Below are 14,174 nucleotides of genomic sequence, written 5' to 3'. Positions count from 1 at the left end.
CGATTAACTCCTCCTTACCATACATTTCGTAATATCGATAATTCAGTTCAACATTGTGACTCTTCAACAGATAACGCCCACCAGTTGTACGCAGCCTACTATTGAACGTTGCTTTATGTAAAAATGGCATTCCGAAGTATTGTAGCGATACTTCTTCCACTAGCCGTTGAATTTCTTCCTCGTCCATTCTCATTCCTCCTAAACAAAAAAATATTTTTACACTTTTCACGCTTCTTATACATATATTAAATAGTACATATACCCATCCTCATTCAAGACGCGTGGTTTCTAAAAACACAACATGAATAGAAATCCACTCACCAACCTCTCATCAATAGCACTTTAGATTTTTGAGAGTAGGATTAAACAAGGAGGGATTCCTATGCCTACGTGGCTAAAAAAACAGATGCAACGTGCATATTTCGAAAAAAACCGGTATCAAATTAAATTGCTAAATGAATGCTGGTTTTATTATAGCAAAATACATCAAAACTCATAATCCATTACACTTTTTATTCTATAAAAAAAGAGCAGTTTCATCTGCTCTCTTCTCTTACTATTCAATCGGCAACATAGATAGTGCAACGCGTCCCTTTTTTGTATCAATATCATCTACCCATACTTTTACAATTTGTCCTACTGATACAACATCTAACGGATGCTTTACAAACTGTTTACTAAGCTTAGAAATATGCACTAAACCATCTTGCTTTACGCCTACATCAACAAAAGCACCAAAATCAACAACGTTACGCACTGTTCCTTCTAGTTCCATACCACGTTTTAAATCTTCTAATTTCAAAATTCCTTTTTTCAGAAGTGGTTTAGGCAACTCATCCCTCATATCTCGTTCCGGGCTAATGAGCGCATCTATAATATCAACTAACGTCGGCTCCCCAACTCCCGTTTCTTGAGACAACTTAGAAATCTCCACTTCTTCCAATCTCTTTTGTAATTGCGGTTGTCCTACGTCATCTATCGATAACCCTAAACTCTTCAATAACAATTCAACATTTTTATATTGTTCGGGATGAATACCTGTTCGATCTAATGGATTCGCTCCTTCTAATATACGCAAGAAACCTATACATTGTTCGTACGTCTTTGCACCTAAACGTGGGATTTTCTTTAGTTCCGTGCGCTTTGTGAATTTCCCATCCTCTTCTCTCTTTGCCACAATATTTTTCGCAACAGTTTTCGATAAACCTGAAACATATTGTAACAATGCAACCGAAGCCGTATTTACATTAACCCCAACTTGGTTAACAGCTGTCTCTACTACAAATGTTAATGACTCATTCAATCTCTTTTGAGATACATCATGTTGGTATTGTCCAACCCCAACTGATTTAGGATCAATTTTCACAAGTTCAGCAAGTGGATCTTGCAGACGTCTTCCAATAGAAACGGCACTTCTCTCTTCAACTTGTAAATTTGGGAATTCCTCACGGGCTAAATCAGAAGCTGAATATACACTAGCACCCGCTTCATTTACAATAATATAAAAGACGTCCTGTTTCACACTTTGTAATACATCTACTATAAATTCTTCTGTTTCTCTAGATGCTGTCCCATTACCAATTGCAATCATTTCAACTTGATATTTATCTATAATAGAAAGAACTTTCATTTTTGCATCATCATATTTACGAACAGGCGGATGCGGATAAATAACATCAATATGTAGTACTTTCCCCGTATCATCTACTACAGACAATTTACAACCAGTTCTATATGCCGGATCTACCGCTAGCACGACTTTCCCTTTCATCGGAGGTTGTAATAATAAGTTACGTAAGTTCTCAGAGAAAATATGTATCGCTTGTTCTTCAGCTGTTTCTGTTAATTCTTTACGAATTTCTCTTTCAATTGAAGATTGAATTAATCGTTTATAACCATCTTCAATCGCTAATTGTACATAATGCGCACTTTTAGAATCGTTATCACGAATTACTTTCTTATATAAGAAATTTAATATCTCATCTACTGGTGGGACAACAGAAACTCTCAATATATCTTCTTTCTCACCGCGATTCATTGCTAATACACGATGCGGTACTACTTTTTGCAATGGTTCTTCATAACTGTAATACATTTCATATATATTCTTTTCATCTTTTTCTTCACCTTTTACAGACGAAGACATAATACCTTTTCTAAAAGTAACATTTCGAATCCAACTACGATACGCAGCTTCATCTGAAATCATTTCTGCAATAATATCTTGTGCACCTTGTAAAGCTTCTTCTGCAGATTGCACTTCTTTCTCTGCATTAATAAATTCCACTGCCTTTTTAGCCGGTTCTTCTTTCTTATATAACAATAACCATTCAGCTAACGGTTCTAACCCTTTTTCTTTTGCAATCGTTGCTTTCGTTCTTCTTTTCTCTTTATATGGACGATATAAATCTTCTACTTCCTGCAACTTTGTAGCTTTAACAATTTGCTGTCTTAGCTCTCCTGTCAGTTTTCCCTTCTCATCAATAAGACGAATAACTTCTTCCTTCCTATCTTCAAGTTGCATCATATATTGCCATCTCTCTAAAATCGCACGAATTTGCACCTCATCTAAAGAGCCTGTCCATTCTTTTCGGTAACGAGCAATAAATGGAACTGTGTTACCTTCTTCTGTTAATTGAATAACATGACGAACTTGCTTTTCGCTAAAGCCTAATTCTTTCACTAACATTTTCATTAACGCTTGTCGATTATCTACCATTTCCATATACAACCGTAACCTCCTCTATAATAAAAAAAAGTTGCCCTTCAAAGAGAGCAACTTAAACTGCCGATTTAAAAATCTATTAGTCCTAAACTAATTTGTAACGCTTCATCTACACGACTCATCATCACTTCATCTAAATGAGTGATTTTGTCCGTTAAGCGTTGCTTATCGATTGTTCGAATCTGCTCAAGTAAAATAACAGAATCTCTCTCAAAACCATACTTTTTCGCATCAATTTCCACATGAGTGGGTAATTTCGCTTTTTGAATCTGTGCAGTAATAGCCGCTACAATCACCGTTGGACTAAAACGATTTCCGATGTCATTTTGAATGACAAGAACCGGACGAACGCCTCCTTGCTCAGAACCAACAACTGGGGAAAGGTCTGCAAAATACACGTCGCCGCGTTTTACAATCAAAATATTACCCCCCGCTAACTAAGCGTTCTACTGTATGAGCTGCTTCATACTCCGCTAAGAAAGCTTCAGATGCAATACCAAGATTAATTTTTCCCATTTCAATATACCCACGTCGCATTGATTCATGTTGGTAGCGTTTCTTCGTCTTATGTTGACGCAATAACAATTGTGTTGCCTGGCAAATTAGTTCATGGCGATTCTTATTCTCTTGTTTTCCAATTCCGTCCAATTCCGTTACCATTTGCTTTGGCAACCGAACCACGATTTCAGTAGTTACACTTGATTCGGACACAAAAATACACCTCCACCGTCAACTACACACCCAAATATATATATGACACCTATTGTAATAATACCATTGTATGGAGCCTGTTGCAAAGACTTCCTTATTCCTTGCTTATGTTTTCCAATTCACAAACAAAACATTCATCTTCTTAAATTTTTTATCTCATAACTAACTAAAAACAATAGAACTCCTCTTCAAAACTTACGTGTAACTTATATAAAAAATGATTATAAGTAAAAAGCTTCTCATCAAAAAGAGCTTATTATCCAGCAATGAACAGTCACTCCAATGACAAGAAGCAATCATACTACCTTCTATATATTGTTCAAGTAATTAATTATCTCTACAACCTTACCATTCCGTATAAATATTCTTGGCACACGGAAACTGATCGTTGCAATAATTTCATAATTAATAGTCCCTGAATATTCCGCAACCTCTGTAGCGCTAATATACTCATCCCCCTGCCTTCCAATAAGCGTAACTTTCGTACCAAGTGGCACTTCACAAGGAAGATGAATCATGAACTGATCCATTGTTACTCGCCCTACAATCGGTACCCTTTTACCATTTATAAGCACTTCAAATCCTTGTAATCTTCTAAGCCATCCATCTGCATAACCAATCGCTACAGTCGCGATCCATTCTTCAGTTTTCGTTCGGTAAGTGACATTATAACTAATTCCATCACCTTTAATCACCTGTTTAATATGAGCTACTTTCGTATGCAGTGATAGCGCCGGTTCTAATTCAAATGGTAAAAAAGGACGTATTTCTACAGAAGGAGATAATCCATACATTGCAATCCCAATTCGCACTGCATTAAATGTAATCCCTTGAAAACGTAACGTGGCAGCACTATTAGCTGTATGGACAAACTTAGGATCCACTCCGAATTCTTTCAACCAACTTAACTGCTCTAAGAACGTGTTATATTGCTTATCAAAATATGAAGTCTCAACCTCATCTGCCGTTGCAAAATGCGTGTATACTCCTTCTAACTCTAAAAACGGTGCACCTTCTAAACTCTTTAAAAATGCTTTCAGTTCTTTTCTTTCACGTATTCCAATTCTCCCCATACCACTATCAAAGTTAATATGGAATTTCATTACAGATGAACCATCCCAAAGTTTAATTGCTTCGTCCACCCATTCTTTTTGAAAAACAGTTAGCGCTACATCATTTTCAGCAGCTACATTTACATCACGCGGCGGCGAGGGACCTAACACTAAAATCGGCACAGTAATACCAGCCCTCCGAAGCACTAAAGCTTCATCTAAAAAAGCAACTGCTAACCTTGTTGCACCCGCTTCTAATGCCGTTTTAGCCACCGGTACATAATCGTGCCCATATGCATTTGCTTTAACTACAGCAAAAATCTCTACATTACTTGGGATGAACTCTTTAATATGCGTAACGTTGTTATAAATGGCATCTAAATCCACTTCTACCCAAGTGTCACGGTAAAATGGTGCTTCTTCCATAAATACACTTCCTTATACACGATATGCGAAGCTTATTCTTTTATATGCTTCTTTTATGAAATCCACCTTCAAACTAAGAAAAGACGTGGTGCACATATATCACCACGTCTAAGAAGTTTACTTCACCTGCTTCGCTGTAACTGAACGAGCAACCATTAGTAGCTCCTTCGGCTCTAAACCTTTAGACACGAGCATATATTCTACTCCGTTATGCGACCACGTTACAGAGTCTTTCGTCAATGCACCAATCGTAAACCCAAGATCAACTGGTTCTCCACTTACACTTACCGCTGATGAAGCCTCTGCAACTTTTGCCTTTTCTTGTATTAAAGTAAAGGATTTCTTATTTCCAGTGTATGTGAGTATCGCACGCTTGCCACTGTCTGTCTTCAACTCTTTTTCATCTTGCAAAGTCATACCTTGCGGTGTATCAAGTGGATACAAAATAGCAAACGGTTTGTCTTCTTTCGCTGTTGTTTGAACATCTACCTGCGCTCTAGACATATTTTGTTTCGTATCAAATGCACCTTTATCAAATTTCGCATCGAATTTCACCTTAGAGAAATCTACTTTCACAAGAACATTTTGATCATTATCCATTAACTTCACTGAAACTGGAGTCAAATCGCTTTTCTTCAGCGTAATCTCTTGTTTCGGCAACATATTTTGATGTTGATAGTTTGTTTTTGTTTTAAAAATATAATACTTATCTGTTTTCTCGAAAGTAAGGTTTTTCTTATCCTGCAAAATATCTCTTACAAGTGATTCATATAAATAAGCCTGGCTGCTATTTTGCGGCCAATCACTTTGAAAACGGAAGCTCTTATTAAGTGCTGGCGTTAATACAAATACACCTTCTTCATTTCTTAAAATGATTTGGCTCTGATCTTTTTTTGCATTCTTTAAATTCACACGATAAAAAGACGGTTCCTTATGCCAAATCTCTACATTATACTCCTGAGGCTCATTTCCTGTTTTAATAGATAATTTCGCTTCAGCTTGATAACTTTTCATCCCTTTTACTTTCGCTTCTAAATCTCTCACGACATCATCTTGTTTCTTTTCCACACAACCCGCCAACACAAAAACGGTCAACAAACCGACAAGAACTAAAAACAGACGCCTTTTCATCACTTCAGCCCCTTTGCCCCTATAAATGAATGGAAGATGTACCTTCCTTATCGCTACCTCAAATATATGAGACAAAGATATAAAATATGCAGACTAGCGTGACGAGCTTTCTAAAACAACTTGAGCAACAGCAAATTCCTTACTATGACTAATCGATAAATGAACAACATACTCTGTACTTGTAATCAGAATCGGCTTACCTCTTTCATCATTTTTCACTTCAATATCTAAAAAGCTCACTTCTTTCCCGATACCAGTACCTACAGCTTTTGAATACGCCTCTTTCGCTGCAAACCTTCCAGCTACAAACTCTGTAAGACGACTTCCTTTCAGCTCCATAGCAACATTACGTTCATTTTCTGTTAAAATACGTTCCATAAATTTAAGCTTTCCATCTAGCATTTTTTCAATACGATTTAATTCAATAATATCGATTCCAATCCCTATAATCATTTCAAAATCCCCTTCTTCTATTTAACTTTCTTCTTTCATATTGATAAGAATAACAGAGAATCTTTCTGATGCAAAAGGGGTGATAGTAACCGTATGCTAATAAGATCTACTCAGATTTCTTTACAACCGACTATTCTCACCTTACTTTTTATTCACTTAGTCATGATGATATTAGGCGACTTTTTCCTCTTCCCACTGGCAGCCTCTAATGAATATATCGCTAAAGGAGAATGGTGGCGTGTCATAACTTCCCTTCTGGTACACGTAGACTTACAACATTTTCTTTCTAATAGTATTTTTTTGTTTGCACTTGGTTCTTCTATTGAAAAGCAACTCGGACACTTTTCTTTTTTTATTCTATTTTTTCTTTCTGGAATTTCTGGAAATATTTCTTCTTATATTATTATGCCTCCTGAATATATTCACGCAGGTGCATCAGGTGGTATCTTCGGACTATTAGGCGCACAATTATTTTTATTGTACAATCGATACCGCTCTTCAAAACCAAAAGAAATTGCCATTTTCTCAATTATGATACTTCTATTACTGCTATTTACTTTCTTTAATCCTTCCGCCAATCCGATCAGTCATTTAACAGGTTTAATAACCGGCGGCATTTTAACTCCTTTTTTAACAAAAAAAAACGATGGTGCAAAGCTTATTTAATATAAAAGCTTGCACCATCGATAATTTCTACATCTACCTGTTCGCTTAAATCCCTCATTAATTGAAATAAAGACTCATCCTTCATCTTCGCCTCAATCATACAATCAATTTGCGGAACACTTCCCTTTATCCTTCTTAAAAAAGATAAAAATGCGTCTACATTAATATAATCTGCATGAGCTCTTGGATCTTTTCCCTCTCTAGGGCTAGAAATATGCATTTTAACCGGCAACAAAGATGTTTCCCACGTATGAACAACACGTGCCCAATCTTCATACCAATCTTCTTGCTCATTATTCATCATATGGTGATGCAAATCAAACACGACGGGAATATCTAATTTTTCTCCTAAATATAATGTTTCCTCTAACGTAAAAGTTGTATCATCATTTTCTAATATAATCATTTCTTGAATACCCCTTGGGACATTAGACCAATTCTCTATAAAACGCTCTAATGCAAGTTCTTTATCTTTATACCCTCCTCCAACATGCAGTACACATCGTTGCTTATGTTCAATCCCCATGCCTTTTAATAATTTTTTGTGCATCTGCAGTGTCTTTACAGATTGTTTAAAAACACTCTCCTCAGGTGAATTTAGTACAACAAAATGATCTGGATGGAAATCAATTCGCATATTCATATGAATTGCATATTCACCTAATTCTTTCAATTTTTCTTTTAAAGGACGAATATAGTTCCACTCTAGCAATTCCTCATGATTCGCTAAAGGAATGAGCTTAGAACTAAGCCGAAAGAAAGATATGTCATGTCCCTTATTATGCTTTAATAAACGTAAACAATTTTCCAAATTGGAATTAGCAATTCTTTCAAGTTTACGAATTGCAGCATCACGATCATCTATTTTCTGAAACTGTGCGTACGTCATCGTTTGAGATGGGGATGCATTCTTCAAATGCACACTCATCGCAACGTAACCAAGCCTTACAAGCATATAACAGCCCCTTTTCTATCATAACTACTATGTAGTATGCACAATTACAGAAATAAAAAAAGAGAATGCCAGCAAAGGGCATTCTCTTTTTTATTAAGCTTGTGGACGGCTATGATGTTTTCTTTCGCCGCGTCCATTTGAAGATCCTGGGCGACCTTGACCTTCACCTCTACGACCACGACTACCACCATCACGATTACGATCACGGTTTCCATCACGATTGCGATCACGGTTTCCGTCACGATTACGTCCATCACGGTTACGACCATCGCCACCGCCGCGTCCATCACGACTACGATTACGGTTACCATCACGGTATCCGCCTCCGTTACCGCCACGTTTCTTAGAACCGCCACCTCTTGAAACAACTGGTGGTTCTGATGTTAAAGCGATCGGAGTTGTATCCGGCTCTTTAGTCATCATTTTTAAAGCAGCAGCTACTACTGTTACAGAGTCATTCTCTTCTAACATTTCTTCTGCAATACGCTTGTAGTATGATAAGTTCTCATTTTGGATTGTGCTTTGAAGTTTTTCAGCGATTAAACGTTGTTGACCTTCTAATGCCTCGTCAAGTGTCGGTGCTTCCATACGATCAACTTTACGTTTTGTTGTACGCTCGATATTTTTTAATTGTCCTGATTCACGTGGTGTTACAAATAACATTGCAATACCTTTTTTACCTGCACGGCCAGTACGACCAATACGGTGAACGTATGATTCTGGATCTTGTGGGATATCGAAGTTGTATACGTGTGTTACGCCTGAAATATCAAGACCACGTGCAGCAACGTCTGTTGCAACAAGAACTTCAATAGCACCTTCTTTAAATTTACGTAATACAGACATACGTTTCGCCTGTGTTAAGTCACCATGAATACCTTCTGCTGCATAACCACGTAAGTTTAATGCTTCTGATAATTCATCAACACGACGCTTTGTACGACCGAATACGATCGCAAGCTCTGGAGATTGAATATCTAGTAAGCGTGTTAACACGTCAAACTTTTTCTTTTCTTGCACTTCTAAATAGAACTGCTGAATGTTTGGCATTGTTACTTCTTTTGCTTTTACTTTAATGTGTTGAGGCTCAGTCATGAAACGCTCAGCAATACGACGGATTGGATCTGGCATTGTCGCTGAGAATAATAATGTTTGATGTGTTTCTGGCACATCTGTTAAAATCGCTTCAATATCTTCAATGAAGCCCATGTTTAACATTTCATCCGCTTCATCAAGAACAACAGTCTCTACGTTTTGTAAGCGAAGTGTTTTACGGTTAATATGATCTAAAATACGACCCGGCGTACCAACAATAATGTGTGGGTGTTTTTTTAGAGCACGAATTTGGCGGTTAATATCTTGACCACCATAAATTGGTAGAATACGAACACGTTTATGTTTACCAATTTTGTATAGCTCTTCTCCAACTTGAATTGCTAATTCACGCGTTGGCGCGATAACAATACCTTGAACTGCTTCTTTATTTGTATCCACTTTATCTAATAGTGGTAATCCGAATGCTGCTGTTTTCCCTGTACCTGTTTGCGCTTGCCCAATAATATCCTTACCTTGCAATGCATGTGGAATTGTTTCAGCTTGAATCGGCGTAGCCTCTTCAAAGCCCATACTTTCAACCGATTGCAGTAAAGACTCACTTAATCCTAATTCTCGAAATGTTGTCAATGTTACTTCTCCTTTTCTATCCTATACTTATCATTTAAAAAAAGGCGTTTTCCGAATTTGCGGAAAAGCCCTTTTCCTGAATGCTCACGTATATAACCGGGCGTATATTCTTCACGAAAATACTTCTAAACGTTATTACACTTTATCAATTATAAGTTTTGTATGTGTAAAAAGCAAACCCAACTGTTACCTTATTTTATATTCAGGGCCTTTTTCTTTACTTTTATTTTTTTATCATTTACTGTAAGCGCTTATTATAAGTTTCTTCTATTTTCGTGACTATCATCCCTATTTATATACACCAATTATTTCAACATCGTAATTACTTCTTCTAATTTCATACCGCGAGATGCTTTTATTAATACAACATCTTTCGCATCGACTACTGCTTGTAAATCTCTTACTAACTCTTCTTTATTATCATACGCCTTTACACGTTCATTAGGGAAATTAATTTTCGCTCCTTCAGCAATTTGAGCTCCTAATCTACCGTATGTGAATACATGTGAGATTTTTGCTGGATCGATCAATTTACCTACCTCATAATGGAACTGCACTTCTTGATTTCCAAGTTCTAACATATCACCGAGCACAACGATTTTTTTAGTAAATCCATCTAAACCGTTCATTAAATGGAATGCTGCCTCCATAGCCGTCGGACTTGCATTATAAGCATCGTTGATAATTGTTAATCCACTATCCGTTTTTACAATCTCCATACGCATGCCCGTCATTTGAAGTGTTACTAAACCTTGTTTCATTTCTTCCCACGTCACACCAAAATGTGTCGCAATTGCCATTGAAGCAAGTGTATTGTACACATTATGTTTTCCTAACACCGGTAGGTAGAATGAAATATTTTCATCTCTATTCATTTTAAAATGTGTCCCCGTTGCCTGTAATGTTACAGTCGTTGGATAGTAATCGTTGGCTCTTGCATCACCAAACGTAACTGTTTCTGCCGCTAAATTCATTTCAGGAACACGATTCGTTAATAGCGGCTCATCTCCATTATATACGAACACGCCACCTTCTTGTAACCCTGTAACAATTTCTAATTTCGCTTCAGCAATTGCCTCACGAGATCCTAAATCCATTAAATGTGCCTCACCAATATTCGTAATGATAGCTGCATTAGGACGAGCTAACTTAGATAAAAATTCAATCTCTCCTCGGCTTGACATACCCATTTCTAATACAGCTACTTCTGTATTTTCTTCTAAGTTTAAAATAGTGAGAGGTAACCCAATATGGTTATTGAAATTCCCTTCTGTTTTTTGAACTTTGAACTTAGTCGCGAGAACACTTGTCACAATATCTTTCGTGGATGTTTTACCGTTACTACCTGTCACACCAACAACTTTAACATCCAATTGATCGCGATAATTTTTCGCTAACATTTGCAGTGCAGATAGCGTATCTTCTACAAAAATAACCGGAAGATTCTCGGGTGGATTTGCTACATCTTTCATCCACAATGTAGCTACAGCTCCATTTTCAACTGCTTTATCTACAAAAGCATGTCCATCGAAACGCTCCCCTTGAATCGGAACATATAAGTTTCCTTTTTCAATTTTTCTCGTATCAATAGACACGCCTTGAATAATAGTTCCCTCATATTGCTCTGCTAATCCAGTACCATTTACCATCTGTTCTACTTGCTTTAACATTCGCTTTATCATATAGAAACGCTCCTTACATAGAGGAAGCACTATTCCTACGAATAGTGCTTCCTCCTTTTTTGTTAGATTGTATATTTAATTTTTTGTTTTTCTTCGTGACGTTCAATCGCTAAACGAATTAGCTCTTCGATTAACTCTGGATACGGTAACCCAGTATGTTGCCATAATAGAGGGAACATACTAAACGGTGTAAATCCTGGCATAGTGTTTACTTCGTTAATATACACTTCTCCGTCTTTCGTTAAGAAGAAATCAGCTCGCGTTAAGCCTGCACCATCTAATGATTGGAACGCAATAATTGCATCACGCTTAATTACATCAGATTCTTCTTCTGTCATTTCAGCTGGAATAATTAACGCCGTATCACCATCGATATATTTCGACTTATAATCATAGAAGTCCTTTTTCGGAACGATTTCACCTACAACTGAACATTTCGGCTCATCATTACCTAGTACACCAACTTCTACTTCACGACCTACAATATTTTCTTCTACAATAATTTTGCGATCAAATTGGAATGCCTCTACAAATGCATTCTCAAGTTCTTCACGATTTTTACACTTATTAATACCAACACTTGAACCAAGGTTTGCTGGTTTTACGAAGCAAGGATATCCTAACTTATCTTCTACTTTAGAATAAGCTTCCTCACGATTTTTTTCCCATGCACTGCGGATGAAAGACGCATATTTTGCTTGTTTTAAACCAGCCTCTGCAAAGATGTTTTTCATAACAACTTTATCCATACCAGCAGATGATGCTAGAACACCATTTCCTACATAAGGAATATTCATCAATTCTAATAATCCTTGAACCGTTCCATCTTCACCGTTTGGTCCATGTAGTAATGGGAAAATAACGTCAATAGCGTTTTCCTCAGAAGCTGCAGATGGAATGATTTCTGTACTTAATGATAATGGAGAAATCGCATTTTCTGCACCGCTCATTTTTAAAGCTTCAACATCTGTTACTTCGCCTTCAATACGCTCACCGCGTACCCATTGACCTTGTTCTGTAATATAAATTGGATGAATCTCGAATTTATCTTGATTTAACGCTTTAATAGCAGCAAGAGCCGTCTGTAGCGAAACTTGATGCTCAGCTGATTTTCCACCATATAATAAACCTAATTTAATTTTCGTCAATGAAATCACCCTAACCAATTGTTTTCATTTTTCTATTTTAGCACTTTTTATAAAAATAGGTAGTTCCTATTTGAAATAAAATGTAACTTCCATAAATAATTAAATAACATCACTTATTGGTTTTTTATTTCATTTTCTTTATAGCTACACAAAATAAAATGGCAATCTAATCTAGTTATGTACCTAAAATATGTAGAAATCCCCTTTTTTGTGTATGTCACCTATTTACTAAGAAGATTGTTTGGTTAGTGTATCTTTTTGCCTTTGCTCAACAAGGCGATCTAAAGAAATATATACAATACCTGCAACTACACATCCTACAGCTAAAATTGTAAATAGAAAGTGGCCAAGTAATCGATCTAATAAAAAGCCTCCCAAAAGTGGACCAAATGCGCTTCCTGTAATCCACTGCAAACTTGCAGCGCCCATATAAGTCCCTCTCAAATGCTCAGGTGCCAAGTTTGCTACAAATGTCATCTGTACAGGCGACATAATCATCTCACCTAACGTATATATAGCATAAACGAACAGTAGTGTTATTAAAATAACTGTAGCATTTGTATTAAACTCTCCAAACCACTTCGGTAACCACCCTATAAAAAATAATCCAATCCCGAACAAACATGCACCATATAACATCGTCTTCCCGACTGGTTTATCCGTAGCCCATTTTGAAATTTGAAATTGGAATAAAACAACTAATAGTCCGTTTAACGCCATTAAATATGGATATGGATTATTCGTTCCAAAAATACGCTTCATTTCGTTATCAAAATGTAGTGGCAACATGCCTTCTGTTTGAGAAAACCCCATCGAAATGATAATACCTGCTAATAAGTAAATCATTAATGCCTTATCTCGCATTACAATTTTCCAAACTGCCCCAGATTCCTTTTCTTTATGTTCTTCCTTATCTGTCCTCTTTGGCATCGTCTCTTGAATAAGAAGTAATACAAGTAACGCATAAAATAGCATTGTAGAAGAGGCAATAATAAACACAAGATTCTTTGACAACACAACTACTGATGCTCCCATTATCGGACCAATCGCAGCACCTATATTGTGTCCCATTCGTAATAAACCATATGCCTCTGTTCTTTTTTCTGGTGCCGTTACATCTGCGACCATAGCTGATGCAGCTGGATGAAATAAAGAATTACTCAATCCTAAAAAAATAGATAAAATTGCATATGGAATAAATCCTTCTATAAATAGAAAACCGAGCATTAATAATGCATTACTTGCCATAGAAAATATCATAATCGGTTTTCTTCCATATATGTCAGCAATTCTTCCTCCTATAAGTGATCCAAAGCTTGCAGCAATTGGAGAAAGCGCCATAATAACCCCAACTTCCAACAACGAATCTACCTTATCTTTTAAATATAATGCAAAAAAAGGCATTAACATCATCATTGCAATTCCATTTAACGTCTCTCCAATAAATCGAATCCATACGTTACGGTCCATCTCCCTTAACTCACGCCACGTATTTTTCATCATTTCCCCCCTTTAGTTAGCCAACAATTATCTTATAATAAG

Annotated in this window: 14 protein-coding genes (1 of these 14 only partly in view); 2 read left to right on the top strand and 12 right to left on the bottom strand. The window is 36.7% G+C overall.

Features of this window, described 5'->3' with window-relative positions; genetic code table 11:
* On the bottom strand, positions 1-187 hold the beginning of the coding sequence (locus AC241_RS01400) for a SprT family protein (protein ID WP_016083957.1). The gene continues 272 nt to the left of window position 1, outside the view; the window shows 187 of its 459 coding nt (coding positions 1-187); its start codon is at positions 185-187; its stop codon lies off the left edge, out of view.
* A 195-nt stretch (positions 188-382) separates the two neighbouring features.
* On the opposite strand from AC241_RS01400, the gene cmpA reads away from it, so the two are divergent.
* Positions 383-499: a cortex morphogenetic protein CmpA gene (gene cmpA, locus AC241_RS01395; protein WP_001143640.1), complete on the top strand. Its 117-nt coding sequence runs from the start codon at positions 383-385 to the stop codon at positions 497-499.
* Positions 500-556: 57 nt separating this feature from the next.
* Here the strand turns inward: cmpA and AC241_RS01390 are convergent, their stop codons facing one another.
* The 6 genes from AC241_RS01390 to acpS all read right to left on the bottom strand — a co-directional run bounded on the left by AC241_RS01390 (position 557) and on the right by acpS (position 6,498).
* Complete coding sequence (locus tag AC241_RS01390) at positions 557-2,725, bottom strand: Tex family protein (protein WP_043937331.1); 2,169 nt, start codon at positions 2,723-2,725, stop codon at positions 557-559.
* A 68-nt stretch (positions 2,726-2,793) separates the two neighbouring features.
* A complete protein-coding gene (ndoA, locus tag AC241_RS01385; RefSeq protein WP_000635965.1) occupies positions 2,794-3,144 on the bottom strand; it encodes a type II toxin-antitoxin system endoribonuclease NdoA in 351 nt (116 codons plus the stop codon).
* 4 nt (positions 3,145-3,148) lie between these two features.
* Positions 3,149-3,436, bottom strand: a complete 288-nt coding sequence (locus AC241_RS01380) for an antitoxin EndoAI (protein ID WP_000004570.1) — start codon at positions 3,434-3,436, stop codon at positions 3,149-3,151.
* A gap of 308 nt (positions 3,437-3,744) precedes the next feature.
* A complete protein-coding gene (gene alr / locus AC241_RS01375) occupies positions 3,745-4,914 on the bottom strand; it encodes an alanine racemase (protein ID WP_043937329.1) in 1,170 nt (389 codons plus the stop codon).
* Positions 4,915-5,031: 117 nt separating this feature from the next.
* Entirely contained in the window at positions 5,032-5,982 is a 951-nt protein-coding gene (locus AC241_RS01370) for a LolA family protein (RefSeq protein WP_002094231.1), read from the bottom strand.
* A 156-nt stretch (positions 5,983-6,138) separates the two neighbouring features.
* Positions 6,139-6,498, bottom strand: coding sequence for a holo-ACP synthase (gene acpS, locus AC241_RS01365; protein ID WP_000583418.1), 360 nt, complete (start codon positions 6,496-6,498; stop codon positions 6,139-6,141).
* A 93-nt stretch (positions 6,499-6,591) separates the two neighbouring features.
* Here acpS and AC241_RS01360 point away from each other — a divergent pair, with 93 nt between their 5' ends.
* Positions 6,592-7,164 (top strand): rhomboid family intramembrane serine protease, encoded by a 573-nt coding sequence (locus AC241_RS01360; RefSeq protein ID WP_000908525.1) that lies wholly within the window; start codon positions 6,592-6,594, stop codon positions 7,162-7,164.
* On the opposite strand, the gene uvsE is transcribed toward AC241_RS01360, so the two are convergent.
* From uvsE to AC241_RS01335, 5 genes are all read right to left on the bottom strand, one after another.
* A complete protein-coding gene (gene uvsE, locus AC241_RS01355; RefSeq protein WP_000961146.1) occupies positions 7,157-8,119 on the bottom strand; it encodes a UV DNA damage repair endonuclease UvsE in 963 nt (320 codons plus the stop codon). The genes AC241_RS01360 and uvsE overlap by 8 nt on opposite strands.
* Positions 8,120-8,212: 93 nt before the next feature.
* Positions 8,213-9,802, bottom strand: a complete 1,590-nt coding sequence (locus AC241_RS01350) for a degradosome RNA helicase CshA (protein ID WP_000206602.1) — start codon at positions 9,800-9,802, stop codon at positions 8,213-8,215.
* A gap of 305 nt (positions 9,803-10,107) precedes the next feature.
* Positions 10,108-11,484, bottom strand: coding sequence for a UDP-N-acetylmuramoyl-tripeptide--D-alanyl-D-alanine ligase (gene murF / locus AC241_RS01345; protein WP_050842417.1), 1,377 nt, complete (start codon positions 11,482-11,484; stop codon positions 10,108-10,110).
* A gap of 62 nt (positions 11,485-11,546) precedes the next feature.
* Positions 11,547-12,632 carry a D-alanine--D-alanine ligase gene (locus AC241_RS01340; RefSeq protein WP_016083961.1) on the bottom strand — a complete coding sequence of 362 codons (1,086 nt, stop codon included), beginning with the start codon at positions 12,630-12,632 and terminating at the stop codon, positions 11,547-11,549.
* Between the two features lie 228 nt (positions 12,633-12,860).
* Positions 12,861-14,132 (bottom strand): MDR family MFS transporter, encoded by a 1,272-nt coding sequence (locus AC241_RS01335; protein ID WP_043315020.1) that lies wholly within the window; start codon positions 14,130-14,132, stop codon positions 12,861-12,863.
* Positions 14,133-14,174: the final 42 nt, after the last annotated feature.

This window comes from Bacillus thuringiensis, assembly GCF_001182785.1.
Classification (GTDB): Bacteria; Bacillota; Bacilli; order Bacillales; family Bacillaceae_G; genus Bacillus_A; species Bacillus_A thuringiensis_S.
Note: the sequence above shows the minus strand (reverse complement) of the source record. Positions and strands in the feature narration are given on the sequence as shown.